The 23263-nt window shown below is 65.8% G+C and carries 23 protein-coding genes; 15 read left to right on the top strand and 8 right to left on the bottom strand.

Going from position 1 to position 23263, the window contains the following annotated elements; all coding sequences use genetic code 11:
* The first annotated feature begins 132 nt into the window (after nucleotides 1–132).
* From AB4118_RS24650 to AB4118_RS24640, 3 genes are all read left to right on the top strand, one after another.
* Nucleotides 133–879, top strand: coding sequence for a YdcF family protein (locus AB4118_RS24650; protein WP_441492203.1), 747 nt, complete (start codon nucleotides 133–135; stop codon nucleotides 877–879).
* Nucleotides 880–910: 31 nt separating this feature from the next.
* Nucleotides 911–1666: a lysophospholipid acyltransferase family protein gene (locus AB4118_RS24645; RefSeq protein ID WP_441492215.1), complete on the top strand. Its 756-nt coding sequence runs from the start codon at nucleotides 911–913 to the stop codon at nucleotides 1664–1666.
* A 94-nt stretch (nucleotides 1667–1760) separates the two neighbouring features.
* Nucleotides 1761–2147, top strand: a complete 387-nt coding sequence (locus AB4118_RS24640) for a hypothetical protein (RefSeq protein WP_441492202.1) — start codon at nucleotides 1761–1763, stop codon at nucleotides 2145–2147.
* Nucleotides 2148–2150: 3 nt separating this feature from the next.
* On the opposite strand, the gene AB4118_RS24635 is transcribed toward AB4118_RS24640, so the two are convergent.
* Nucleotides 2151–2714 (bottom strand): gamma-glutamylcyclotransferase, encoded by a 564-nt coding sequence (locus tag AB4118_RS24635; protein WP_441492201.1) that lies wholly within the window; start codon nucleotides 2712–2714, stop codon nucleotides 2151–2153.
* A 137-nt stretch (nucleotides 2715–2851) separates the two neighbouring features.
* On the opposite strand from AB4118_RS24635, the gene AB4118_RS24630 reads away from it, so the two are divergent.
* Nucleotides 2852–3892, top strand: a complete 1041-nt coding sequence (locus AB4118_RS24630; RefSeq protein ID WP_441492200.1) for a DUF2125 domain-containing protein — start codon at nucleotides 2852–2854, stop codon at nucleotides 3890–3892.
* Between the two features lie 58 nt (nucleotides 3893–3950).
* On the opposite strand, the gene rpoH is transcribed toward AB4118_RS24630, so the two are convergent.
* The 5 genes from rpoH to hemC form a co-directional block, all read right to left on the bottom strand.
* On the bottom strand, nucleotides 3951–4847 hold the full coding sequence (rpoH, locus tag AB4118_RS24625; RefSeq protein WP_043233872.1) for an RNA polymerase sigma factor RpoH: 897 nt from the start codon (nucleotides 4845–4847) through the stop codon (nucleotides 3951–3953).
* A gap of 214 nt (nucleotides 4848–5061) precedes the next feature.
* Nucleotides 5062–6114 (bottom strand): RluA family pseudouridine synthase, encoded by a 1053-nt coding sequence (locus AB4118_RS24620; protein ID WP_441492199.1) that lies wholly within the window; start codon nucleotides 6112–6114, stop codon nucleotides 5062–5064.
* Between the two features lie 96 nt (nucleotides 6115–6210).
* Nucleotides 6211–7896: a heme biosynthesis protein HemY gene (locus AB4118_RS24615; protein ID WP_441492198.1), complete on the bottom strand. Its 1686-nt coding sequence runs from the start codon at nucleotides 7894–7896 to the stop codon at nucleotides 6211–6213.
* Between the two features lie 16 nt (nucleotides 7897–7912).
* Complete coding sequence (locus AB4118_RS24610) at nucleotides 7913–9865, bottom strand: uroporphyrinogen-III synthase (RefSeq protein WP_441492197.1); 1953 nt, start codon at nucleotides 9863–9865, stop codon at nucleotides 7913–7915.
* Nucleotides 9866–9908: 43 nt separating this feature from the next.
* Nucleotides 9909–10859, bottom strand: coding sequence for a hydroxymethylbilane synthase (gene hemC / locus AB4118_RS24605; RefSeq protein WP_441492196.1), 951 nt, complete (start codon nucleotides 10857–10859; stop codon nucleotides 9909–9911).
* 174 nt (nucleotides 10860–11033) lie between these two features.
* Between hemC and tsaD the strand changes: the two genes are divergently transcribed.
* The 7 genes from tsaD to acs all read left to right on the top strand — a co-directional run bounded on the left by tsaD (nucleotide 11034) and on the right by acs (nucleotide 17801).
* Entirely contained in the window at nucleotides 11034–12077 is a 1044-nt protein-coding gene (gene tsaD / locus AB4118_RS24600) for a tRNA (adenosine(37)-N6)-threonylcarbamoyltransferase complex transferase subunit TsaD (protein WP_069878903.1), read from the top strand.
* Between the two features lie 26 nt (nucleotides 12078–12103).
* A complete protein-coding gene (locus AB4118_RS24595) occupies nucleotides 12104–13096 on the top strand; it encodes an NAD(P)H-dependent glycerol-3-phosphate dehydrogenase (protein WP_441492195.1) in 993 nt (330 codons plus the stop codon).
* A gap of 11 nt (nucleotides 13097–13107) precedes the next feature.
* Nucleotides 13108–13437, top strand: coding sequence for a hypothetical protein (locus tag AB4118_RS24590; protein ID WP_069878906.1), 330 nt, complete (start codon nucleotides 13108–13110; stop codon nucleotides 13435–13437).
* Nucleotides 13437–13844: an EVE domain-containing protein gene (locus AB4118_RS24585; protein WP_441492194.1), complete on the top strand. Its 408-nt coding sequence runs from the start codon at nucleotides 13437–13439 to the stop codon at nucleotides 13842–13844. Before AB4118_RS24590 ends, AB4118_RS24585 begins: the two co-directional genes overlap by 1 nt.
* Nucleotides 13845–13932: 88 nt before the next feature.
* Nucleotides 13933–14460 carry a TetR/AcrR family transcriptional regulator gene (locus AB4118_RS24580; RefSeq protein ID WP_441492193.1) on the top strand — a complete coding sequence of 176 codons (528 nt, stop codon included), beginning with the start codon at nucleotides 13933–13935 and terminating at the stop codon, nucleotides 14458–14460.
* Complete coding sequence (locus AB4118_RS24575) at nucleotides 14457–15620, top strand: DUF418 domain-containing protein (protein WP_441492192.1); 1164 nt, start codon at nucleotides 14457–14459, stop codon at nucleotides 15618–15620. The genes AB4118_RS24580 and AB4118_RS24575 overlap by 4 nt, the downstream gene beginning before the upstream one ends.
* 234 nt (nucleotides 15621–15854) lie before the next feature.
* Complete coding sequence (gene acs / locus AB4118_RS24570) at nucleotides 15855–17801, top strand: acetate--CoA ligase (protein ID WP_441492191.1); 1947 nt, start codon at nucleotides 15855–15857, stop codon at nucleotides 17799–17801.
* Nucleotides 17802–17978: 177 nt separating this feature from the next.
* Here acs and AB4118_RS24565 read toward each other — a convergent pair whose 3' ends face one another.
* Nucleotides 17979–18440, bottom strand: a complete 462-nt coding sequence (locus AB4118_RS24565) for a Fur family transcriptional regulator (protein ID WP_176733307.1) — start codon at nucleotides 18438–18440, stop codon at nucleotides 17979–17981.
* A 129-nt stretch (nucleotides 18441–18569) separates the two neighbouring features.
* On the opposite strand from AB4118_RS24565, the gene AB4118_RS24560 reads away from it, so the two are divergent.
* The 4 genes from AB4118_RS24560 to AB4118_RS24545 are packed head-to-tail and all read left to right on the top strand — an operon-like array spanning nucleotide 18570 to nucleotide 22112.
* On the top strand, nucleotides 18570–19490 hold the full coding sequence (locus AB4118_RS24560; RefSeq protein WP_441492190.1) for a metal ABC transporter substrate-binding protein: 921 nt from the start codon (nucleotides 18570–18572) through the stop codon (nucleotides 19488–19490).
* Nucleotides 19487–20395, top strand: a complete 909-nt coding sequence (locus AB4118_RS24555; RefSeq protein ID WP_441492189.1) for a manganese/iron ABC transporter ATP-binding protein — start codon at nucleotides 19487–19489, stop codon at nucleotides 20393–20395. Before AB4118_RS24560 ends, AB4118_RS24555 begins: the two co-directional genes overlap by 4 nt.
* Nucleotides 20392–21252 (top strand): metal ABC transporter permease, encoded by an 861-nt coding sequence (locus tag AB4118_RS24550; protein ID WP_069878913.1) that lies wholly within the window; start codon nucleotides 20392–20394, stop codon nucleotides 21250–21252. The genes AB4118_RS24555 and AB4118_RS24550 overlap by 4 nt, the downstream gene beginning before the upstream one ends.
* Entirely contained in the window at nucleotides 21249–22112 is an 864-nt protein-coding gene (locus AB4118_RS24545) for a metal ABC transporter permease (protein ID WP_441492188.1), read from the top strand. Before AB4118_RS24550 ends, AB4118_RS24545 begins: the two co-directional genes overlap by 4 nt.
* Here AB4118_RS24545 and AB4118_RS24540 read toward each other — a convergent pair.
* Nucleotides 22098–23126 (bottom strand): LLM class flavin-dependent oxidoreductase, encoded by a 1029-nt coding sequence (locus AB4118_RS24540; protein WP_441492187.1) that lies wholly within the window; start codon nucleotides 23124–23126, stop codon nucleotides 22098–22100. The two genes, AB4118_RS24545 and AB4118_RS24540, sit on opposite strands and share 15 nt — an antisense overlap.
* Nucleotides 23127–23263: the final 137 nt, after the last annotated feature.

Below are 23263 nucleotides of genomic sequence, written 5' to 3'. Positions count from 1 at the left end.
AGTCTTAATCTCTGGGGCGGAGGACGACTTTTCACGTCGCCCTTATGCCCGATTGCCGGTTTAGCCTGGCAAGACATGGTGATGATGGGAATCAGACACGGACAGCTGCCGGTGAGGGGGGGGGACAACGCGATGTCGCCGACCGCGACGAGCAGGAGGAGCTCTGCAGGAGTCTGGGCATGGCGCCTGACCCTTGCCGTTGCTGCCCTGCTCGCGCTCGCGCTCGCCGGCGGTTATGCCGGTTTCATTGCCAGGATCGAACAGCGCGAGCCGACGGTCGCGCCGCGTACGGATGCGATCGTCGTCGTGACCGGCGGGGCCCAGCGCGTCGGCGATGCCATCGGCCTGCTCGGGGCCGAACGTGGGTCGCGCTTGCTGATCAGCGGTGTCAACGAGCGCACCGGCCGTGAGGAGCTTGCAAAGCTCAATCCCTCCGCGCGCGAGCTGCTCGGCTGTTGCGTCGATCTCGACTATCGCGCCCGCAACACCATCGGCAATGCCATCGAGGCACGCCGCTGGGTCCGCAGGCACGACTTCAAGTCACTGCTGCTGGTGACCTCCAATTATCATATGCCGCGGGCGCTGGCCGAGTTCAGCCACGCCATGCCAGGCGTTCGCGTCGTGCCGCACCCGGTGGTGACCGAGCATATCGATGCATCGAGCTGGTGGAACGAATGGCGCGTCGCCAGGGTGCTCGTCCCGGAATATGTGAAATACTTGGTGGCGCGGCTACGCAGCATGCTGGAGGACGATCCGGAAACATCGCGCCTGTCGGTGATCATCGGCGGGCGAAAGCCGGTCTCCTCCAAGCCTGCCAGCGTGCTCGGCCCCGAGAACGAAAAGCGCACGCGCCTGGGGGCGGAGGAGCGCGGCGCTTGACGTCGGCGAGCCGGCGCGCTCTTTGCGCGCCATGCTCGTGCTGCGCTCGCTCCTTTTCAACGTCCTGTTCTATCTGAACCTGATCCTGTGGCTGATTTTCGCGGCGTTGCCCGCGCTTGTCCTGCCGCGGCGCTATATGCTGTGGGTCGCCCTGACCTGGGCGCGCAGTGCGTTGTGGCTCATGCGGGTGACGGCTGGAACCCGCTATGAGATTAGCGGTCTCGAGAATATTCCGCAGGGCGGCATGATGGTGGCCGCGAAACACCAGTCGTTCTGGGAGACCTTTGCGCTCGTCACTATCTTCCAGGACCCGGTCTTCATCCTGAAGCGTGAACTGACCTGGATCCCGTTCTTCGGCTGGTGCCTGTGGAAGATGCGCATGATTCCGGTCAATCGTGGCGCGCGGGCACGGGCTCTCTCGCATGTGACCCGCCGCGCCAAGGTCGAGCTTGGCCAGAACGGCCGCCAGCTCCTGATCTTCCCGGAAGGAACGCGCCGTCCGGCCGGGGCGCCGCCGGCCTACAAGTTCGGCGTCGCACATCTCTATGCCGAGCTCGGCGTGCCCTGCGTGCCGGTCGCGCTCAACTCGGGGCTCTACTGGCCGCGCCGCAAATTCCTGCGCCGCCCTGGAACGATTCGCGTCGAGATCCTGCCGCCGATCCTGCCCGGCATGTCGAAGGAAGCTTTCCAGGCGCAGTTGCAGGATCGCATCGAGACTGCCAGCGACAGGCTGCTCGCCACGGGGCGCGGCGAACTCGCCAGGATCGGGCAGGACCCCCTCGCTTAGACGAGCCCCGGTGGCGCATTCCGCCCGCAAGGCGGGCCATGCTTGACAGGTGTTCAAATTTGTTCTCTTTTTGTTCGGAACAAAGGAGGAACAAATGCCTGTTCTCGCCCTTAAGCTGGACGAATGGAGCATCGAACCCGGTGCGGATGCGCGCGAAATGCCGCTGCGCAGCACCGCAGGGTTGGGCGAGCGTCGCTTCACCGCCTGGCGTGGTCGATCAGGGCGCCGCTATGTCGCCTCGGTCTTTTCGGTCACGGACGATCATGCTCTCGGCTTCAGCGATGCCGTGCTGCTCGCGGTATCCGAGGACCGGCAGATTATCGCGGCGCGCGAGAGCGGTCCCTTCGGGATTGAAGCTGCGCTGACGCGCTGGCGCCGGTCCGTCGTGCTTGCCGGGGCGAGCGAGATCCATATCCATCTGCTCGCCGAGGACGGCTTGAGTCGCCGGGCTGCATTGCTCGACCTGATGCCGCAGGTGTGAGGCTTAGAGCGGCGGGCGTGGCTCGGGCAGACCGGGTGCCAGCACATGAGCCAGATGGCTCAGGACCGGGTCGAAGATGCCCATCTTGCGCAGGTGATCATGCGTGCGCAGGACATAGTCGGGGTTCTCTCCGGAGCTTCCGCGGCCCTGGCGCACCAGTTTGAGCAATTCCTCGGCCGGCAGGCGGCCAGCATATTGCAGGTGTTTGCGGTCGGCCACATAGACCAGCGCCCGGATGCGGCGGCCGTCCTCGAGCCTGACGGGCAGATGGCGTTCGAGATAGACGGAGGTCGCCTGCTCGCGCTCGCGCAGATAGGCGATGGTCCCGGCGGCATGGGGGGGCGCCACCCTGAAGGCGAGCCCTCGGCAAATGCCGCCACGATCGAGCCCAAGCACGAGGCCCGGCCGTTCCGGGGTGCCGCGATGGACATGCGAGAAGACGCAAAGCGAGCGATGATAGCCGTTGAGTCGGGCCGCCACGCTTTCCTCGAAGGCGAAGCCGGGGCGCCAGATCAACGAACCGTAGCCGAAGACCCACAGATCGTCAGAAGCTGCATTCGCTGTCATCGTTATCCCACAGTTTCGCCGTCAGAAGCTGCTTGACGAAGGAAGCGTTCGAATCGGCCGAGAGAATGGCGGGTCTGGCGCTTCCTGCGACCGGGAGCTAACAATCCGGCCGCTTTCGCGCAATGGATCGCTGCTGCATGACCGACCTCCCTTCCGAGCGCTGCCGAGGCCGCTTCTGGCTTTATGCGCCCTTCGCCCTGCTCGTGCTGCTGGCCTTGGCCTGGTCCGGCTTCTGGTTCGTCGTCAAAGGGCGGGTGGTCGAGGGACTTGACCGCGTTGTTGCCCGCGAGGCGCAGATGGGCCGAACGTGGACATGCAGCGATCGCTCCGTCGCAGGCTTTCCCTTTCGGATCGAGGTCCGCTGCGCGGGGTTGACGCTGACCTCGTCGCGCTGGGGCGATACGGTCAAGGTCGAGACTGGCCCGAGTGTGGCGGTCGGACAGATCTATACGCCCGGCCTCGTCATCCTGGAGGTGAAGGGGCCGCTGCAGGCTGCCCTGCCTGAAGGCCGCAAACTTGATCTCGGCTGGAGTCAGCTCGAGGCCAGCCTGGCGTTGAAAGAGCGCGAGCCCGAGCGTTTCTCCATGGTGCTGGTCGAGCCGAATGCGACATTGACCGCGCCCGGCGCGAGCAACGAAACCTGGCGCGCCAATCAGCTGGACGTGCATCTGCGCCGAAACCCGGCGCGTTTTGCGACCGAGCAGGTGGCGGATCTTGCGCTGACAGCGAAAGGCTCGGTGCTGCCCGCGCTCGATGCGCTGCTCGGAACCACTGAACCTGGTGATGTCGAGATGCAGGCGAGTCTGACCCAGTCGCTGGCGTTCAAGGCCGGCTTCAATCCCGATGCGCTCGAAGCCTGGCGTACCACCGGCGGGCAGATCGAACTGACGCGACTGCTGATGACAAAGGGGGCTGCTCGGCTCGAGGCGAGCGGGCGTCTGCTGCTCGACCAGACGCATCGCCTGTCCGGTCAGATCGACGCCGGTGTCGCCGGCATCGATCGGATTGGTGGCATAAAGCTCGGTGGTCTTGCCGCTGGTCTTGGCGGACTGCTTGGTGGCAAGCCGAGCGGGGGCACACCTGGGCTTACGCCTCTGCCGCCGGTCGTCCTGCGCGAGGGGCGGGTCTATCTCGGGCCGTTCCGGCTGCCCCTGCAGCCCTTGGCGCCGCTCTACTGAACAGAAAAGGGGGCGTCACCGCCCCCTTTTCGTATCGTGCTGCCGACGAATTCAGGTCTCAGTTCGCGGGCAGGGCGGCGCGCGGTGCTTCGATCCTGGTCAAGGCCTTCTTGACCGCTTCCTGCACCTTCTCAAAGGCGCGAACCTCGATCTGCCGGACGCGTTCGCGCGAGACCCCGAATTCCTCGGAGAGTTGCTCTAGCGTGATCGGGTCATCGGCCAGGCGCCGAGCCTCGAAGATCCGGCGTTCGCGCGGATTGAGCACCGTCAGTGCTTCGCGCAGCGCCTGGTGGCGGTTGTCGCTTTCCTCGGAGTCGGCCAGGCGACGTTCCTGGCTTTCGCTGTCGTCGACGAGCCAGTCCTGCCATTCGCCCTCGCCATCCTCGCGCAACGGCGTGTTCAGCGACGCATCGCCGCCGAGGCGGCGGTTCATGTCGATGACGTCCTGCTCGTTGACGCCGAGCTTGGTCGCGATCGTCTTGACCTGATCCGGCTTGAGATCGCCCTCGCCAAGTGCCGAAATCTTGCTCTTCGCCTTGCGCAGGTTGAAGAACAGCTTCTTCTGGTTCGCGGTGGTACCCATCTTCACCAGCGACCAGGAGCGCAGGATATATTCCTGGATCGAGGCCTTGATCCACCACATCGCATAGGTTGCAAGACGGAAGCCCTTGTCGGGCTCGAAGCGCTTGACCGCCTGCATCAGGCCGACATTGCCTTCGGACACGACTTCGCCGATCGGCAGGCCGTAGCCGCGATAGCCCATGGCGATCTTGGCCACCAGCCGCAGATGCGAGGTGACGAGCTTATGCGCCGCATCGCGGTCGCCATGCTCGCGCCAGCTCTTGGCGAGCATGTATTCCTCGCTCGGCTCCAGCATCGGGAACTTGCGAATTTCTTCGAGATAACGTGAAAGTCCGCCCTCCGCGGACATGACGGGCAGCGATGCAATCGCCATGCTCGTTTCTCCTTTCCTGGCTCCCGCTTCGCGGCAAGCCAACCGCGCGAACGACCCTCGCGCAGGTTTTGGATGATGTGCCTGAACCAACGCGCGAACCCTGTGAGGGTTCGTCGAGCCCGGCCCCATGCGGCGCCCCTTAAGCCATCCGCATCCAAGCCTCATTATATGCCAATGCAGCTTGGCGGAAAGTGGGCGAAGTGGCCAGATTAGCTCACAGGGCCGCGAGTTCCGCTTGCAGATTTGCAAAATCGGCAGGCGGAGGCGCTTCGAAATACATTTCCGCCTCCGTCACCGGATGAGCAAAGCCGAGTACCGTTGCATGCAGTGCCTGCCGGCCGAGGGCGGCCAGTGCATCGCGTGCGCCGTCAGGAAGGCGGCTTGCCTTGGTCATGTAGCCGGAGCCATAGAGCTGGTCGCCCAGCAAGGGATGGCCGAGATGGCTCATATGGACGCGGATCTGATGCGTGCGACCGGTTTCCAGCCTGCACTCGATCAGGCTGGCCAGGGCTTCGGTTTCCTCCTGCCCGCGAAGCAGCGGCGGATAGCGCTCCAGAACGGTGAAGTGGGTGATTGCCTCGCGGCCGCGGCCTTCGGCAACGACCGCCATCTTCTCGCGATTGCGGTGTGAACGCTCGAGGGCGGCCTCGATCGTGCCATGCGGCCGGCGCGGCGTACCCCAGACCAGCGCGAGATAGGCGCGCTCCAGCGGCCCGGTGCGGCCATGGTCGGCAAACTGCTTGGCAAGCCCCTGATGGGCCTTGTCGGTCTTGGCCACGACGAGAAGCCCGCTGGTATCCTTGTCGAGCCGATGCACGATGCCGGGTCGCCTGACGCCACCAATGCCGGAGAGGCTGTCTCCGCAATGAGCGATCAGCGCATTGACCAAAGTGCCGTCCTCATGTCCCCCCGCGGGATGAACGACGAGGCCGGCCGGCTTGTTGATCACGATCAGAGCATCGTCCTCATAGACGACCTCGAGCGGGATCGATTGGCCCAGCGGCGCGGGCGGCCTGGCCGCAGGCATGATCAGGGTCAGGACGTCGCCGGCGGCGACCTTCCGGCTCGGATCGCCTGCGATCGCGCCGTTGAGGCTCACACCACCCTCCCGGATGACCTGCTGCAGGCGGGCGCGTGAGATTTCGCCGGCAAGCATGGCGAGCGCCTTGTCGAGGCGCATTCCTGCCTGCTCCGGAGCGACATGCAGGCTGACGCCCTCTGCGTTGTCCGGGGAGGTCGATAGTGGGGCAGTTGGTTCGGTGTTCATGCAGACCGCTATAAGGGGCGGGAGGGAGACCCGCACCCCTTTTCGCGCGATCGCCCGTGCAGACGAGGCGAGCGCGCTGGCCGGCGCGCTCGCCGGTCAGCCGAAGAGGCGGAACTTTGCCTTGGCGGCCGTGGCCGGTTGAGCGTCTTCGGGGCCCGGGTCGTCCGGTGCGTGCGATACCGGGAAGATCACCGGGGAGGGGCGATGATCGCGGACCGAGGCTGAGGTCGCAGGAGCCACTGTCGCCTCGGCGACCGGAGTTGGGAGCTTGGCCGCGACGGCCGGTTCACCCTTGGCGACAGGCTCGGTCGCAGGCTTCTCGTCCCCTGCAGGCTTCGCGGGCTCGATTTTCGCCGGCTCGGGTGCGACGAGCGTTGCCTGCTCGATCACCGGTTTGGCGGTCTCGACGGGTGCCATCGTCTCGGCACGCCCTTCCAGCAGCGGTGCGGAATCGTCGAGATCGGCCAGCACATCGTCGATCGCCGGCGCCTGGCTGACGAGTGTCGCCGGAGGAACCGTCCAGACGAAGGCATCGAGGCGCCCGGAAATCGGCGAGACGGGCAGCCAATGGTCAGAGACCAGCCCGTCCGCGACCCAGGCTGCGTCACGCGGCGCGCGCGTGGCGCGCGAGAGCCATTCGCGAACCCGGCCGGCCGAACCATGTTCGGCCTCTTCGAGTTCGGCCATGAGCAGGCAGACGCGGACGGACGCACCGCCGGCCAGCAGCGGCTTCAGCGCCTGGCGGGCCTTGGCGAAATCACGGGCATGGATCGCCGCGCCGGCCAGAGCCAGCACGCCTTCCGGATCGGCCGGACGCAGCCTTACGAGCGTTTCGGCCCGTGCGAGCCGGTCCTGCGCGCTGTCACCGGGGCGCACATCGAGATAAGCGGCGGCGATGTCGGGATGCGGGACCTCGCGCCAGGCGGCTTCGAGCAGCTTGGCGGCCTTTCGGATATCGCCGCGCTCGGCGAGCATGCGCCCTGCAAGGGCAGCTGCCGGCGTGAGGCCTGGGGCGAGTTTTGTCGCTTCCAGGGCGGCGGCCAAGGCCTTCTCCGGTTCGCTGCCCTTCGCGTCGAGGGCTTCCGCCGCCAGCAGCACAGCGCGCTGGCGCTTGGCATCCGCCTTTTCGGCGAGACGCAGGGCGGCGCGGCGTTCGACGGCTGTGCGCGCTGCTTGCCAGTCTCCGGCGCTGGTGTGGAAATCGAGCAGGGCGTCATTGGCCCAGGCAAGCGAGGGGGAGCGCCGCACGGCGTCGTCCGCGAAGGCGCGCGCAGCCGTCATGTCGCCACGGCGACGGGCCTCGACGAAGAGACCGCGCAGGCCGAGCACGCGTGTTTCCGGCTTGTCGAGCATGGCCTTGAAGGCGGCTTCCGCCCGGCCCCTGTCACCCGAGAGCTGGGCCGTCTGTGCTTCGAGCAGCAGGGTCAGCGGCTCGTTGCCGGAAAACTTGCGGGCGTCGACGGCGTAGCGGCCGGCAGCCACTGGATCACCCGCACCGATCGCGACCATGCCACGGGAGACGGCCTCGAAGCCGCGGGCCCGACGTCGCGCTCGCGAGGCGAAGCTGAAGGCCGAGGGCAGGCCCAGAACGAAGCGCACCGCGGCCCATCCGAGCATGGCGAGGAAGGCCAGGATGATGACGCCGATTGCCGCGATCGCGACGCTCGTCTCGATGCGGTAGCCCTGCCAGAGGACCGAGACCTCGCCGGGGCGGTCGGCCAGCCAGACGGCACCAGCCGCGAGGCAGGCAATGACGAAGAGATAGAGCAGCACGCGAACCATTGAACGCTATCCTCCGTCAGCCACCCGCGCCGAGCGCGGCAACCGCATCCTGTGCAATCCTGCCGATCGCGGCGTCAGCGGCAGCGCGCCTCTGCAAACTGGTGCCGAACTCGGCACTGTCCCGCCGCGCCGGCTCGGGCAATTGAGCCCAGAGGCCGGCGGCCTTGCCGAATTCGTTATGCGCAAGCGCATTCTCCAGGCGGATCACCAGCGTTGCAGGGTCGTTTGCGCCGGTATCTCCGACCGGGCGAATGGTGACGACCTTGCTGGCGAGCCCAAGCAGGCGATCCTGCCAATCCTTGGCGGCCGGCGTCATTTCGCGATCGAACATGGCGCGATGAACCCGGAATTGCGCCAGCAGCGCATCCTGCGTCGGTGCGCCGGTTGTGGCGACGGCGGAGAGCGCGGCCAGTTGTTCGGCCGAGCCGCCGCCCTTGCCGAGAGCCGCGATATCGGCCGCGAAGGGCCTGCCGGCAGAAAGCGCGCCCTGGATGCGTTCGGCGAGCACGATGCGCGCGGCGGCAAATGCCTGCGGGCTCGGCGAGGCCGCGGACTTGGCCAGCGTCTCGACGGTGCCGAGGCGTTGCGTCAGCCCGGCGATGGCGGAGCTGTTCTCGGCCGTGGCCGGGGCGGGAGCGTTTGCGAGTTCCGCCAGCCGTGCTGCGGCGGTCTTTGCTTCCGCGGCGACAGTGGCGGCAGCTTCCGATGTCGCGCTGACCCGGCGATCGAGCGCCTCCAGCGCTGCGCGCTGGGGCAGGCTTGTGACAGCACTTTGCAGATTGGTCGTCGTGCGCTGCAGGGTCTCTATGCGCCCCTTCAGTTCGGCGATCTGCTGTTCGCTGGTATCGGGCGTCGAGCGGGAACCGACCAGTGTCATGAGACCCGCCCCAAGGATGCCGCCGATCAGGCCGGTGGCGGCCAGAGCAGCCCATGGCAGCCGCGGAGGGGGAGACGGCTCGCCTGAAACGGGCGGCGCAGGCTCAGATGGAGCCAAGCCAACGGGCTCAGGCGCCGGAGATGTGATTCCGGGTGTGAATTCACTGGGCTGCGTGGCTGCGGGGGGAGGCTGGTCAGTCTCTGCCGAAGCAGCTTCTGGTGTCGCGGTCACTGCCGCCTCTACCCTGCCGTCGATGGTCGGGGGAGTTCGCCGGTGGCGTCCGCGCGGCGTGGCTGTCTGCGGCTCGCTCATCGCATCCTTGTCCGTCTCGACGCCGGCCGGCGCGGCCACGGCCTGTCTAACATCCCCTGCGCGACGATTGCGAGCGGTCACTTGATCCAGCGCGGCCAGCAGGGCCGCCTCTTCGGGGTATTCCGCAACCAGAACCGTGCTGGCGCCTGCTGCGATCAAGGGGGCCGCAACCTCCGCCGAAAGCGTGACATGCGTCAGTTCCAGCGCCTGTTCACTGAGAGCGGAGGCACGTGTCAGGGCGAGGAAGGTCTGGGCGCCTCGTGGTGAATAGTGAAGTGCGGCTTCGGCGCGCCCATCCCGCAGGCTGGCGGCCGCCGCTTCGGGCAGGCTGGGCTTGGCCTCGGCCGCATAGGCCGTCCAGTTCGCGATCTCGTAGCCAGCCTTGCCCAGGCGCTCCGCGATATCGTCATGGCGGTCCCGGCCAGCGACCAGAAGCAGGCGTGCCGGCGTGGGGATATTGCGCTGGACCAGAGCGATCAGGTCGTTGCGGTCGCCATCGGCACTGCGGGCATCCTCGAAACCGGCGTCGCGCATCTTCGCGGCCGTCCGCGCCCCGACGGTGAAGACCGGCAGGTCCCGCCAGGCGGATGGGGCATCGGCGAGGGCCGGCACAGCATTGCCGCTGGTCAGGATCAACGCCGCGAATGTGCCCTTGGGTACCGGTTCGGCGAGGCGGACCACATCGAAAAGCGGCGCCACGATCGGCTCATGTCCATGGGCGGCGAGCGCGCGGGCGCTGCGTTCGGCATCCGCCTGCGGTCTGAACACGAATACGCGCATGCGCCCTCCTGTCGCGTCGTTGGCGTTCATGGAACACCCGGCCTCATGAGTAGATCCCCGCCGGAGCCCTGGCGCGCAAGGCGCGTCCGAGTTCGGCTCCACCTTCCGCGGCCTCGCTGACGGGACCGCTGCAGCTATCTTCGGCCATCGCCGTGCCGTCGGGCGAGAGCAGCAGCCCGCGCAAATGGAAGCGGTCGCCCTCGACGGTGGCATGACCGGCGATCGGCGTCCGGCAGGAACCGTCGAGCTCGGTCAGGAAGGCACGTTCGGCGGCGAGTGCGATGCCGGTGTCACGGCAAAGGATCGGCTGGACAGCTTCCGTGCTTGCGGTGTCACCGATGCGAACCGCAACAGCGATCGCACCCTGGCCGACGGCCGGAAGCGATTCCTCGATGGAAAGGATGCCGCTTGCCTTGTCGGCGAGCCCGAGCCGCTTCAGCCCGGCGATGGCGAGCAGGGTCGCGTCGATCTCTCCACTCGCCACCTTCTCCAGCCGCCTTGCGACATTGCCGCGCAGCAGGACGATCTCGAGATCGGGCCGGGCGCGCCTCAGCATGGCCTGGCGGCGCAGCGAGGCCGAACCAACGACCGCGCCCTGCGGCAGGTCCGCAACGCGGGAAATGCCGCGTGCGATCAACGCGTCGCGCACATCCTCGCGGGGGAGATAGCCAGCGATGGTGAGGCCGTCGGGCAATTTGGTGGGAAGATCCTTGGCGGAGTGGACAGCGTAGTCGATCCGGCCCTCGATCTGAGCCTGGTCGATCTCCTTGGTGAACAGACCCTTTCCGCCGGCCTCCGAGAGGGGGCGATCGCGAATGGAGTCCCCCGTCGTGACGATGATTTCGAGCGGCAGCTCGTCCTTTGCCCAGCCATGAGCCTCGGCGAGGCGGCGTGCGAACTCATTGGCCTGCGCCAACGCCAGGGGGCTGCCGCGCGTGCCGATGACAAAGCGGCCGACCTGGCGTCCGCGAACCGAAGCTGCGATCTCATTCATTCTCTTTGCGTCTTCCTGATGCCGGCCGCTGGCCGGCGAACTCCACGGCCTCTTGGCCTTATGCTCCGTGGCGCACTATACGAGGGAATCCCCGGCGCGAAACCGTCGGAGCTCCGCCCGCCTCTCCTTGTGGCCTGTTCGGGCCGAAACCTGTCCGAGATTTGTCGATCGATCATGCGCGTTCTGGGGATAGAGACGACTTGTGACGAGACCGCGGCTGCAATCGTTGGCGTCGATCGCGCCGGCGAGGCCAAAATCCTGTCCAACGAGATCCTGAGTCAGATCGCCGCACATGCGGCTTATGGTGGCGTGGTGCCGGAGATCGCGGCGCGCGCGCATGTCGAGGCCATCGACCGCATCGTCGCTCGCGCCTTCGCGAATGCCGGACTCAAGCCCTCCGAGATCGACGCGGTCGCTGCTGCTGCCGGGCCGGGTCTGGTTGGCGGCGTCATGGTCGGGCTGACCACGGCGAAGGCGATCGCGCTGGTAACCGGCCGCCCCTTCATTGCGGTGAACCATCTCGAAGCGCATGCGCTGACGGCGCGGCTGACCGACGACGTTGCCTTTCCCTATCTGCTGCTGCTGGTCTCGGGCGGGCATACGCAGCTCCTGGCGGTGCGCGGCGTCGGCGATTATCTGCGCCTGGGCGGAACCATCGACGACGCGGTCGGCGAGGCTTTCGACAAGATCGCAAAGATGCTCGGTCTGGCCTATCCGGGCGGCCCCTCGGTCGAGCGGGAAGCCGAGAAGGGCGATCCCGAACGCTTCGAGTTTCCGCGGCCGATGGCTGGGCGCCCCAATCCCGATTTCTCGCTTTCCGGCCTCAAGACCGCGGTCAGGCTGGTGGCCGAACGCATTGCGCCGCTCTCCGACCGCGACGTCGCCGATCTCTGCGCCTCCTTCCAGGCAGCGGTCGTCGACGTGCTGGTCGACCGCACGCGAGCGGGCCTGCGCGCCTGCCGTGGGGCCGGGATCATGCCCACGGCCTTGGTGGTTGCCGGTGGCGTTGCCGCCAACCAGCCGATCCGGCGCGGACTGACCCGCTTTGCGACCGAGGCCGGCCTGCCGATGGTCGCGCCACCGGTCGCGCTTTGCGGCGACAATGGCGCGATGATCGCTTGGGCTGGGCTTGAGAGGCTGAGGCTCGGGCTTGTCGACGACATGAGCGCGGTTGCCCGGCCACGCTGGCCGCTGGACGAGCTCAAGGCCAAAGCGTGATCCGTGAGCGACGTGAGCGCGCCGAGATGAGCAAGGCCTTCGAGACAATCGGCGTCGTAGGCGGCGGCTCCTTCGGTGCCGCACTGGCTCTGGCCGCGGCGCGGGCCGGGCGAAACGTGCTGCTCTGGGCCCGTGATCCCGAGGCCATCGCGGCCATGCGGGAGCGTCGAGAGGTGCCGCGCCTGCCCGGCGCGACGTTGCCTGCCGCCGTATCGCCGGTTGCCGAGCTTGCCGCGCTTGCCGATGCACAGGCGCTGATCCTCGCGGTTCCGACCCAGGCGCTGCGACAGGTCTGCACCGCGCTCGCGCAAGCCTTGCCGGATGGCGTGCCGACGATCTCGGCGGCCAAGGGCATCGAGCAGAAGAGCGGCTTGTTCACTACGCAAATCATCGCCGAGCTTTGGCCCGGTGCGGTCCCGGCCATCCTGTCCGGTCCGAGCTTTGCCGCCGATATCGCACGCGGGTTGCCGACGGCTCTGACACTGGCAGCGCGCGAGGCGGATCTGGCGCAGGATCTGGCCGAGGCGCTGAGTTCTGCCTCCTTTCGCATCTATCACGGCGTCGACATCCGTGGCGTCGAGATCGGCGGAGCCGCGAAGAACGTGCTGGCGATCGCAGCGGGGATCGCGATCGGGCTCGGCTATGGCGAGAGCGCCCGTGCCGCGCTGGTGGCGCGTGGCTTTGCCGAACTCAGGCGCTTCGGCGAGGCTTTTGGTGCGCAGCCGGAAACGTTGATGGGGCTTTCGGGGTTGGGCGATGTCGTGCTCTCCTGCGCGTCCGCACAGTCACGCAATTTCGCCTATGGGTTGGCGCTCGGCCAGGGCAAGACACCGGCCGAGGCCGCTGGAGGCAAACTGGCCGAGGGCGCCTTCACGACGTCGGTCCTGGCAGAGATGGCGCAGGCACGCGGCATCGAGACGCCCATCGCCGAGGCCGTTGCGGCCATTATCGCCGAACGCATCGGCGTTCGCGAAGCGGTCACGGGATTGCTGGCGCGACCGGTCCGGGCGGAGAATTAGGGAGCAAAGCGATGGCAGGCGACTGGTCGGATCTGAGCAAGCGGGTGGCGCGCGGCGTCGCTGAGGTGCGGAAGACCACCGGCTCGGAGCTGGTTGCCGAGAGCATGCCGGTGGCGTTGGCCGGGCGTGTGCCCGCCGGACCGGTGATCCAGCATCGACGGCGGCGCGGCGATGATACCCACCGCTTCGTGCTGATTCTGCCCTTCGGCGAGGGCGAGGTCAGGGTCGAACTCGGCCCGCAGGATTATGCCGCGCTTACACGCGAGATGGTGCGATTCTGGAATGAACAGGGCGAGGCCGCGCTGCGTCCGCCTGCTCCGACGAAAGAGGATGACGTCTGATGGCTCACTGGCTGGTCAAATCCGAACCATCGGTCTGGTCCTGGGACGACCAGGTCAAGGCTGGTGCGAAGGGCACGCATTGGGATGGCGTGAAGAATCACACGGCCAAGCTCAACCTGATGACGATGAAGCTCGGCGACCAGGTCTTCTTCTACCACTCGAACGAGGGGCTCGAGGTTGTCGGCATCGTCGAGGTCATCAAGGAGCATTATATCGCGAACCCGGGCGAGCCCTGGGTCTATGTCGACTTCAAGGCGGTGAAGCCGCTGCCGAAGCCTGTGACCCTTGCTGAGGTGAAGGCCACGCCGGAACTCGCCAAGATGGCGCTGGTCACGTCCTTCCGCCTGTCGGTGCAACCGGTGACCGACGATGAATGGGCACTGGTCTGCAAGATGGGCGGGCTCTGAAGGATCGACGAGCTCCGAGCACCTCTTGCGGTCGCGGGGGTCAAGCCATAACTATACCGTCCAGACGGTATAGTTATGGAGAATGAACTTGCGTAGCAGCAAAAAGGCGGCGTTGCTCGAGGCAGCGGGCGCGATCGTCGTCGGAGGCGGCATCGACGCCCTGACTTTCGAGCGGCTCGCAGCCGAAACCGGCGTGAGCAAGGGCGGAATTCTCTACCATTTCCCCGACAAGGAGCGCCTTCTGATCGCTCTGGTCGAGGGCATCGTCAGCCTTGTCGATCTTGCGATCGCCGAAGAACGCGCGAGCGCTGCTGAACCCGATGGGCCGGGCCGCTGGCTGCGCGCCTATATCCGCATGGCCTTCACCGACGGAGGCGATGTCGACCGGCTGCTCGGGATCCTGCTGGCGGGATTGCCTCCGGAGTCGCCGGCGCTGGTGCCCTTGCTCAGCGCCGACCGTCGCTGGCTCGAAGCCGCCTGTTCGGATGGCCTGCCGCGCGGGCTGGCGATTGCCATCCGCCTTGCCGTCGACGGCGCCTTCGTCACCAAGCTCGATCCCGCCGATGCTGCAGCTGCGCGCGAGGCGCTCCTGAAGCTGACCGAGGCCGCGCAATGACGCCTGCACGTGGTGCGGTGCCGGGGCGCGACCCGGCCGTCGATGCGATCAGAGGCATCGCCCTGTTCGGCATCCTCGTCGTCAACCTGCCTTTCTTCGCCATGCCGTTCGGCTTCGGCGGCGATTGGTGGCGCTCCGCCTTTCCCGGCGCCCTGGATCGTCTTGCCGTGTTCCTGATCCAGGCCCTGTTCGAGGCGAAATTCGTTCTGATCTTCTCGTTTCTGTTCGGCTATGGCGCGGCGCGGCAGATCGCAACCAACGGCGAAGGGCGCTATCGGCGTCGCCTGCTCGCGCTCGGATTGCTCGGCGTTGCCCATGGCCTGCTGCTCTTCGCAGGAGACATCCTGCTCGCCTACGCGCTTCTCGGAATGATCCTGCCGCTCGCGGCCCGCTGGTCGCTGGGACGCCTGCTCAAGGCGGCTGCCTTGATGTGGCTGCTGGCGATCCTGACCCATGCCCTGCTTGCAATCATCGGCATCATCGAGCCCGATCCGGCCACCGGTGCGGATGCAGCCGTCGTTGCGGTGCATCGTTCCGGCGATTTCCTGGCGATCGCGCACTATCGGCTGATGGAATGGGCGATCTTCTATGGGCTGGCGCCCTTGATCACCTTGCCGCATGTCGGGGGCATGTTCTTCCTCGGCATGGCCGCCTTCCGCCATCTCGGCACCGCCTCGCTGAGCAGCCTCGCCGCACCGGGCGCGGCGTTGGCGCGCTTTCTCTGGCTGCCCGCCCTCGTCGGCAATTTCGCCTATGCCGCGGCGGCGATGGCGTCTCCCGGCCCGGCGAAACCGGCCTTTGCTGCAGCCGAGCTCATCCTGCGCGGCGTCTTCCCGCCGCTGATGAGCCTGGTGATGATCGGCGCCGGCCTGAGTTTCTTCAACCGGCCGCTCGGCATGCGCATTGGCCGGATCTTTCAGGCGGATGGCCGCCTGTCCCTTTCGCTCTACATGTCCGAGTCGATCGTCTGCGTGCTGATCTTTCTCGGCTATGGCCTTGGCCTTTACGGGCGTCTCGGGCCCGCGGCCTGCATGGCTGCGGCAGCCGTCATCTACGCGTCTCTGCTGGTGCTGGCGTCACTATGGTCGCGGAGCTTCAGCAAGGGGCCGTTCGAGTGGTTCGTCGAGCGCATGGCAGGGCCGCGTCGGTTGCGGCAATGACGGCCAATATTGCGCGATAACCGGCAATCCGGCGCGTGGCGGACCGATCCGACCCTCGCCAAAAGTCTTTGAAACCAAAGTGCGAGGGCGTGTGGCTTGCCGCCGCTCTTTCGCGCTTTATGATGCGCGCAATTCGAAAGAAGCGGTCGTTATTTGCCGAGGAATCCGGCACTCATGCCATGAGCCGCGACGAAGATGGGCTGATTGCGGTCCAAGCCCGGGGAGAAGTCTTCTATGTCCGACAAGATCTATGACGTGCCGGCCGCCTGGGCCAAAAAGGCGTATCTGAACGACGCCAAATACAAGAAGATGTACGCGGCCTCGATCAAGGACCCCGACAAGTTCTGGGCCGAGCACGGCAAGCGGATCGACTGGTTCAAGCCGTTCAGCAAGGTGCGGAACGTCAGCTACAAGCCGGGCAAGGTCTCGATCAAATGGTATGAAGACGGCACCACGAACGTTTCCTACAACTGCGTCGACCGACATCTTGCGACGCGCGCCAAGCAGACGGCCATCATCTGGGAAGGCGACGATCCGTCGGAATCCAAGAAGATCAGCTACGGCCAGCTCTATACCGAGGTCTGCAAGTTCGCGAATGTGCTGAAGGCGCAGGGCGTCAAGAAGGGCGACCGCGTCACGATCTACATGCCGATGATCCCCGAGGCGACCTATGCGATGCTCGCCTGCGCGCGGCTCGGTGCGGTGCACTCGATCGTCTTCGGCGGCTTCTCTCCGGATTCGCTGGCCGGGCGCATCGCCGATGCGACCTCGGACGTGGTGATCACGGCGGATGAAGGCCTGCGCGGCGGGCGCAAGGTGCCGCTCAAGGTCAATGTCGACGCGGCGGCCGAAAAGGCCCCGGTCAAGACCGTGATCGTGGTCAAGCGGACCGGCGGCGATGTCGCGATGCAGGAGGGCCGTGACGTCTGGTATCACGAGGAGGCGGCGAAGGTCTCCGGGCACTGCCCGCCGGTCGAGATGAAGGCGGAGGACCCGCTCTTCATTCTCTACACCTCGGGTTCGACGGGTAAGCCCAAGGGGGTCCTGCACACCACCGCCGGCTATCTCGTCTATGCGTCGATGACGCATCAATACGTCTTCGACTACCATGACGGCGACATCTACTGGTGCACGGCCGATGTCGGCTGGGTCACCGGGCACAGCTATATCGTGTACGGCCCGCTGGCGAATGGCGCGACGACCCTGATGTTCGAGGGCATCCCGACCTATCCGACGATCTCGCGCTTCTGGGAGGTTGTCGACAAGCACAAGGTCAACATCTTCTACACCGCGCCGACTGCCATCCGCTCGCTGATGGGCGCCGGCGAGGAACCGGTGAAGAAGACCAAGCGCAAGTCGCTGCGCCTGCTCGGCTCGGTCGGCGAGCCGATCAATCCGGAGGCCTGGGAGTGGTATCACCGCGTCGTCGGAGATGATCGCTGCCCGATCGTCGATACCTGGTGGCAGACCGAGACGGGCGGAATCCTGATCACGCCGCTGCCCGGTGCGACCAAGCTCAAACCCGGCTCGGCAACACGGCCCTTCTTCGGCGTCAAGCCGGAGATCGTCGATGCCGAAGGCAAGGTGCTGGAGGGGGCGACCGAAGGCAATCTGGTGATTGCCGAGAGCTGGCCCGGCCAGATGCGCACGGTCTATGGCGACCACAAGCGCTTCGAGGAAACCTATTTCGCCACCTACCCGAACAAGTACTTTACCGGTGACGGCTGCCGGCGCGACGCAGACGGCTATTACTGGATCACCGGCCGCGTCGACGACGTGATCAACGTGTCCGGCCACCGCATGGGCACGGCGGAGGTCGAGTCGGCACTGGTGGCGCATCCGAAAGTCTCGGAGGCCGCGGTGGTCGGCTATCCCCATGACATCAAGGGGCAGGGCATCTACGCCTATGTCACGCTGATGCAGGGAGAGGCGTCGAGCGAGGCGCTGCGCAAGGAACTGGTCGCGCATGTGCGCAAGGAGATCGGCCCGATCGCCTCACCGGATCTGATCCAGTTCGCGCCCGGCCTGCCGAAGACGCGGTCCGGCAAGATTATGCGCCGTATCCTGCGCAAGATCGCCGAGGACGAATTCGGCGCGCTCGGCGATAGGTCGACGCTGGCCGATCCCGCCGTGGTCGACGATCTGATTTCTAACCGTCAGAACAAGCGCAAGGCGGGCTGAGGCCGGCCAAAGCATCGGTGCGAAAAGCGGATAGCGGCTTTCGCGCCGATGCAAACACAAGAAGGTCAGATGATCTGATCGCTCGGACATCGTGCCCGACCTTGTGGCGCGCATGATGTCTCGGGATGCATTTGCGGGGAGACGGTGATGGTCGGGATTTTGCCCGACCATGGTGGCTCAGTCAGTCTTCCCTGCACTCTTGCGCTTGCTGGTGCCCGGCATCTTCCGTCCGTACAATTCGAGCCTGTGACGGACGATCTCATAGCCGAGTTCGGCAGCGATCTTGGCCTGGAGCGCCTCGATCTCGGGCGACGAGAATTCGACGACCTGACCGGTCTCGACATCGATCAGATGATCATGGTGATGCTGGTCTGCGTGCTCGTAGCGCGAGACGCCGTCCTCGAACGCGTGGCGTTCGATCGCGCCTTGAGTCTCCAGCAGCTTCATCGTCCGATAGACCGTCGACAGCGACAGGGTCGGGTCGTGCGCGAAGGCGCGCGTGAAGATGCCCTTGGCGTCGGGGTGGTCGTCGGCCTCGGCCAGCACGCGCAGAATCAGCCGGCGCTGCTGCGTCATCCGCAGTCCCGCCCGCCTGAGCTCCTCCTCGAAGAGGGCTACCCGTTTGTCGATTCCCTTCATGCCACCGGGATAGCATGTTGAGACGCATTCGCAAAAATTGAGGCTTATCGCAAATCATTTGCAATTGCGTTGACAGATGCAAGTGATTTGCATTAGCGTAAATGGATCGAGCCTGTAGCAGGAGAGATCATGCCTTCGCGTCGACGCTTCACGATTCTGGCCGCCGCCATCGCCTTCGCGGCCGGTTTTGCAGCAACGAGCCAGGGAGTGTTGGCTCAGGCGGGGCAGGCCAAGCCGTTGCGCGTCGTCACGACCTTCACGGTGATCCAGGACATCGCGCAGAACGTCGCTGGCACTGCAGCAATCGTGGAATCGATCACCAAGCCCGGTGCCGAGATCCATGACTACCAGCCGACGCCGCTCGATGTGGTGAAGGCGCAATCGGCCGATCTCGTGCTCTGGAACGGCTTGAATCTCGAGCGCTGGTTCGAGCGCTTCTTCGAGAACGTCAAGGATGTGAAGAGCGCGGTCGTGACCGAAGGCATCGTGCCGATGGGCATCAAGGAGGGCCCCTATGAGGGCAAGCCCAATCCGCATGCCTGGATGTCGACGGCGAGCGCGCTGATCTATGTCGAGAACATTCGAAAGGCGCTGGCGGCTGCGGACCCAGCGAATGCCGAGACATATTCCAGGAACGCGAAGTCCTATTCCGAGCAGATCAAGGCGATCGACGCGCCGTTGCGTGCCCGGCTCGACAAGGTGCCGGAAGGCCGCCGCTGGCTCGTTTCCAGCGAAGGCGCCTTCAGCTATCTCACGCGCGATTTTGGCTGGCGGGAGGCCTATCTCTGGCCGATCAATGCCGATGAACAGGGCACACCGCAGCAAGTGCGGCGCCTGATCGATCTCGTGCGCAAGAACAAGATTCCCGCCGTCTTCAGCGAGAGCACGATCTCCGACAAGGCTGCCAGGCAGGTCGCCCGCGAAACCGGAGCGGCCTATGGCGGCGTCCTCTATGTCGACTCGCTTTCCGCCGAGAACGGGCCGGTACCGACCTATCTGAAGCTGCTGGAGGTGACCGTCGACACGATCGCGAAGGGGTTCGGGCAGTGAACATTCATGTGACTGGCCGACCGGGCGCGCTTGGCCTGACACCCTCGATCACGGTCGAGGGCGTGACGGTGCGCTACAGCAATGGCGTGACAGCGGTGAACGATGCCTCCTTTGCCCTCGGCGCGGGCACGATCTGCGCCCTGGTCGGCATTAATGGCTCGGGCAAGTCGACCCTGTTCAAGACGCTCATGGGCTTTCTTAAGCCGGCTCAGGGCAGCGTCGCGATCGCGGGATTGGAGGTGCGGCAGGCGTTGAAGCGCGGGCTCGTCGCCTATGTGCCGCAGTCCGAGGAGGTCGACTGGAGCTTTCCGGTTCTCGTCGACGATGTCGTGATGATGGGACGCTACGGCCATATGGGCCTGATGCGCATAGCCCGGCGCGCCGACAAGGAGGCCGTCGAGGAGGCGCTCGCGCGCGTCAATATGCTGGATTTCCGACGCCGCCAGATCGGGGAGCTCAGCGGTGGCCAGCGCAAGCGCGTCTTTCTCGCGCGGGCGTTGGCGCAGGGCGGGCAGGTCATCCTGCTGGACGAGCCCTTCACCGGTGTCGACGTCAAGACCGAGGATGCGATCGTCGGTCTGATGCGGGAATTGCGGTCCGAAGGGCGGCTGATGCTGGTTTCGACCCATAATCTCGGCTCGATCCCGGATTTCTGCGACCAGGTCGTGATCTTCAACAAGACCGTGCTGGCGGCTGGCCCGACCGCGACCACCTTCACCGAAGCCAATCTGCAACGGGCCTTCGGCGGCGTGCTCCGACATTTCCGACTCGGCGGCGCGCAACTCCATGACGATGCCGACGACCGGCGCGTCACCGTCCTGACCGACGACGAACGCCCGCTCGTGCTCTATGGCGAGCGCGATCACGAGGTGGTTGTCGACGCCAGCAGGGATGTGGTCCGGTGATCGACCTCCTGCTCGAACCCTTTGCCTACCAGTACATGGTCAAGGCCATCTGGGTCTCGGCGCTGGTTGGCGGCGTCTGCGCCTTCCTGTCCTGCTATCTGATGCTCAAGGGCTGGTCGCTGATGGGCGACGCACTGGCGCATGCGATCGTGCCGGGCGTCGCGCTCGCCTATCTGCTGAAGCTGCCCTATGCCGCCGGTGCCTTCCTCTCCGGCCTGCTGGCGGCGCTCGCCATGTCCCTGGTCCGGGTGCGCACGCAATTGCGGGAAGATGCGGTGATCGGCATCGTCTTCACCACGTTCTTTGCCGTCGGGCTGCTGATCGTCTCGATCAACCCGACCTCGGTGAACGTCCAATCGATCGTGCTCGGCAACATCCTCGGCATCTCCGACGAGGACGTCGTCCAGGTCGCGATCATCGCCTTCGTCTCTCTGGTGATCCTGATCGCGCGCTGGAAGGACCTGATGCTGGTCTTCTTCGACGAGAACCAGGCACGCAGCGTCGGCCTCTCGCCGACGCGCCTGAAGATCCTCTTCTTCGTGCTGCTCAGCGCCTGCACGGTCGCAGCCCTGCAGACGGTCGGAGCCTGCCTCGTGATCGCCATGGTGGTGACGCCGGGCGCAACCGCCTACCTGCTGACCGACCGTTTCGGTCGCCTGATCATCATCGCGGTTGCGATGGGTGTCACGACCAGCGCGATCGGCGCCTATGCCAGCTACTTTCTCGACGGTTCGACCGGCGGGCTGATCGTCGTCTTCCAGACCGTACTGTTCCTGCTCGCGTTCATCTTCGCGCCGAAGCACGGCCGTCTTGCGGCGCGCCGGGCGGCCCGGACCCTTCCGGAGCAAGCCGCATGAGCCTGATCGAAACCTGGTTCCTTTCGCCGTTCGCGCATGAGTTCATGCAGCGGGGGCTGATCGTCGCGGTGCTGGTCGGTCTCGTCTGCGCGGTGCTTTCCTGCTTCCTCGTGCTCAAGGGCTGGTCGCTGATGGGTGATGCGGTCTCGCATGCGGTGCTGCCCGGCATCGTGCTCGCCCATATCCTGAGCTTGCCGCTGGCGATCGGCGCCTTCGCTGCCGGGCTCGGCTGCTCCGTCGGTATCGGCTACCTCAAGCAGAACAGCCGGGTGAAGGAGGACACGGTGATGGGTATCGTCTTCTCCGGCATGTTTGCGCTGGGGCTGGTGCTCTTCGTCAAGGTCGATAGCGACCAGCACCTGATGCATATCCTGTTCGGCAACATGCTCGGCGTGCGCTGGGCCGATATCGCGGAGACGGCGCTGATCGCGGTGCCGACCATCGCGATCATGCTGGCGAAGCGGCGCGATTTTCTGCTCGTCTCCTTCGATCCGGCTCATGCGCGTGCCATTGGCCTCCCGGTCGCAGCGCTGCATTTCGGCTTGCTGATACTGCTGGCGCTGACGATCGTCGCGGCACTCAAGGCAGTCGGTATCATCCTGGTCGTTGCGATGCTGATCGCGCCGGGGGCCATCGGCTATTTGATGACGCGCCAGTTCGACCGGATGCTCATGGTGGCGGCCGGTGTTGCGACCGTCTCAAGCGTGCTCGGTACGATCCTGAGCTTTCATCTCGATGCCGCGACCGGTCCGTGCATCGTCGTGGTCCAGGCCGGATTCTTCCTCGCGGCCCTCGCCCTCAATCTCTGGCGCGCCTCGCGACGCGCCAGTCTCAGCGTCCGCGTGTCACGGGTGCAATGACGCTTGCGCGGCCCTGGGCTGGCTTCTCGCCAGGGCCGGAACGATGCCGGCGAGAATCTCGTAGGAGCGCTTGCGAGCGCCGTGATCGTGGATCGGTGCCGTGACCATCACCTCGTCGGCCGCCGTCGCGTCGAGAAACGCATCGAGCTGGCGCTTCAGGCTTTCCGGCGAGCCGACGAAGGCGTAGCGCAGCATCTGCGAGACATGTGCCTTCTCGGCCGGGGACCAGTAGCTTTCGATATCGTCGATCGGTGGCTGCAGCTTGCCGCGCGTGCCACGAATCATGTCGATGAAGCGCTGCTGGACCGAGGTGAAGAGATAGCGAGCCTCCTCATCCGTATCGGCGGCAATGACGTTGATGCCCGGCATCGCATAGGGCCGATCCAACTGCTCCGACGGCTTGAAACGCTCGCGGTAGATCGCAAGCGCCTGAATCAGCGCGTCCGGTGCGAAATGCGAGGCGAAGGCGTAGGGCAGACCGAGTTCTGCAGCGAGCTGCGCGCCAAACAGGCTGGAACCCAGGATCCAGAGCGGCACCTCGGTGCCTCCCCCTGGCACGGCCTGCACCACCTGCCCGGGCTGCACGGGGGCGAGGAAAGCCTGCACCTCGAGCACATCCTGCGGAAAGCTGTCCGAGGCCATCGGGTCGCGTCGCAGGGCCCGAACCGTGCGCTGGTCGGTGCCCGGAGCGCGGCCGAGGCCGAGATCGATCCGGCCCGGATAGAGCGATTCCAGCGTTCCGAACTGCTCGGCAATGACGAGAGGCGCGTGGTTGGGCAGCATGATGCCGCCGGCACCGAGGCGGATGGTCTTGGTTCCAGACGCAAGATAGCCGATCACCACTGCCGTTGCGGCGCTGGCGATGCCGACCATGTTGTGATGCTCGGCGACCCAGTAGCGGCGATAGCCGAGCGCCTCGGCGTGGCGGGCAAGGTCGAGAGAATTGCGCAGAGCGTCGCCGGGCTCCTGCCCCTCGATCACCGGGGAGAGGTCGAGGACCGAGAAATCAACCATGCAGCGCTCCTGCGTATCGACGCCCGGCTCATCATGCCGCGCCCGTGGCAGATGGGAGTGCTGCCGGCTTGCGTCCAGCCCTTTCGCGATCTGGCATGGCGCCAATGCAGAAGCGTTCTGGCGAGAAGATCCATCCG

This window comes from Allobosea sp. 2RAB26, from assembly GCF_052115465.1.
GTDB lineage: Bacteria > Pseudomonadota > Alphaproteobacteria > Rhizobiales > Beijerinckiaceae > Allobosea.
This window is presented reverse-complemented; position numbering and strand designations above follow the sequence as displayed.

Excerpts from the sequence above, each read along its gene's own strand:
- hemC (WP_441492196.1), bottom strand. The coding sequence starts at position 10,859 with ATGAATGAGATCGCAGCTTCGGTTCGCGGACGCCAGGTCGGCCGCTTT.
- AB4118_RS24630 (WP_441492200.1), top strand. The coding sequence starts at position 2,852 with ATGACCGACCTCCCTTCCGAGCGCTGCCGAGGCCGCTTCTGGCTTTAT.
- AB4118_RS24590 (WP_069878906.1), top strand. The coding sequence starts at position 13,108 with ATGGCAGGCGACTGGTCGGATCTGAGCAAGCGGGTGGCGCGCGGCGTC.
- AB4118_RS24595 (WP_441492195.1), top strand. The coding sequence starts at position 12,104 with ATGAGCAAGGCCTTCGAGACAATCGGCGTCGTAGGCGGCGGCTCCTTC.
- tsaD (WP_069878903.1), top strand. The coding sequence starts at position 11,034 with ATGCGCGTTCTGGGGATAGAGACGACTTGTGACGAGACCGCGGCTGCA.
- AB4118_RS24575 (WP_441492192.1), top strand. The coding sequence starts at position 14,457 with ATGACGCCTGCACGTGGTGCGGTGCCGGGGCGCGACCCGGCCGTCGAT.
- AB4118_RS24620 (WP_441492199.1), bottom strand. The coding sequence starts at position 6,114 with ATGAACACCGAACCAACTGCCCCACTATCGACCTCCCCGGACAACGCA.
- AB4118_RS24540 (WP_441492187.1), bottom strand. The coding sequence starts at position 23,126 with ATGGTTGATTTCTCGGTCCTCGACCTCTCCCCGGTGATCGAGGGGCAG.
- AB4118_RS24640 (WP_441492202.1), top strand. The coding sequence starts at position 1,761 with ATGCCTGTTCTCGCCCTTAAGCTGGACGAATGGAGCATCGAACCCGGT.
- rpoH (WP_043233872.1), bottom strand. The coding sequence starts at position 4,847 with ATGGCGATTGCATCGCTGCCCGTCATGTCCGCGGAGGGCGGACTTTCA.
- AB4118_RS24560 (WP_441492190.1), top strand. The coding sequence starts at position 18,570 with ATGCCTTCGCGTCGACGCTTCACGATTCTGGCCGCCGCCATCGCCTTC.
- AB4118_RS24635 (WP_441492201.1), bottom strand. The coding sequence starts at position 2,714 with ATGACAGCGAATGCAGCTTCTGACGATCTGTGGGTCTTCGGCTACGGT.
- acs (WP_441492191.1), top strand. The coding sequence starts at position 15,855 with ATGTCCGACAAGATCTATGACGTGCCGGCCGCCTGGGCCAAAAAGGCG.
- AB4118_RS24610 (WP_441492197.1), bottom strand. The coding sequence starts at position 9,865 with ATGCGCGTATTCGTGTTCAGACCGCAGGCGGATGCCGAACGCAGCGCC.
- AB4118_RS24565 (WP_176733307.1), bottom strand. The coding sequence starts at position 18,440 with ATGAAGGGAATCGACAAACGGGTAGCCCTCTTCGAGGAGGAGCTCAGG.
- AB4118_RS24615 (WP_441492198.1), bottom strand. The coding sequence starts at position 7,896 with ATGGTTCGCGTGCTGCTCTATCTCTTCGTCATTGCCTGCCTCGCGGCT.
- AB4118_RS24545 (WP_441492188.1), top strand. The coding sequence starts at position 21,249 with ATGAGCCTGATCGAAACCTGGTTCCTTTCGCCGTTCGCGCATGAGTTC.
- AB4118_RS24585 (WP_441492194.1), top strand. The coding sequence starts at position 13,437 with ATGGCTCACTGGCTGGTCAAATCCGAACCATCGGTCTGGTCCTGGGAC.
- AB4118_RS24650 (WP_441492203.1), top strand. The coding sequence starts at position 133 with ATGTCGCCGACCGCGACGAGCAGGAGGAGCTCTGCAGGAGTCTGGGCA.
- AB4118_RS24645 (WP_441492215.1), top strand. The coding sequence starts at position 911 with ATGCTCGTGCTGCGCTCGCTCCTTTTCAACGTCCTGTTCTATCTGAAC.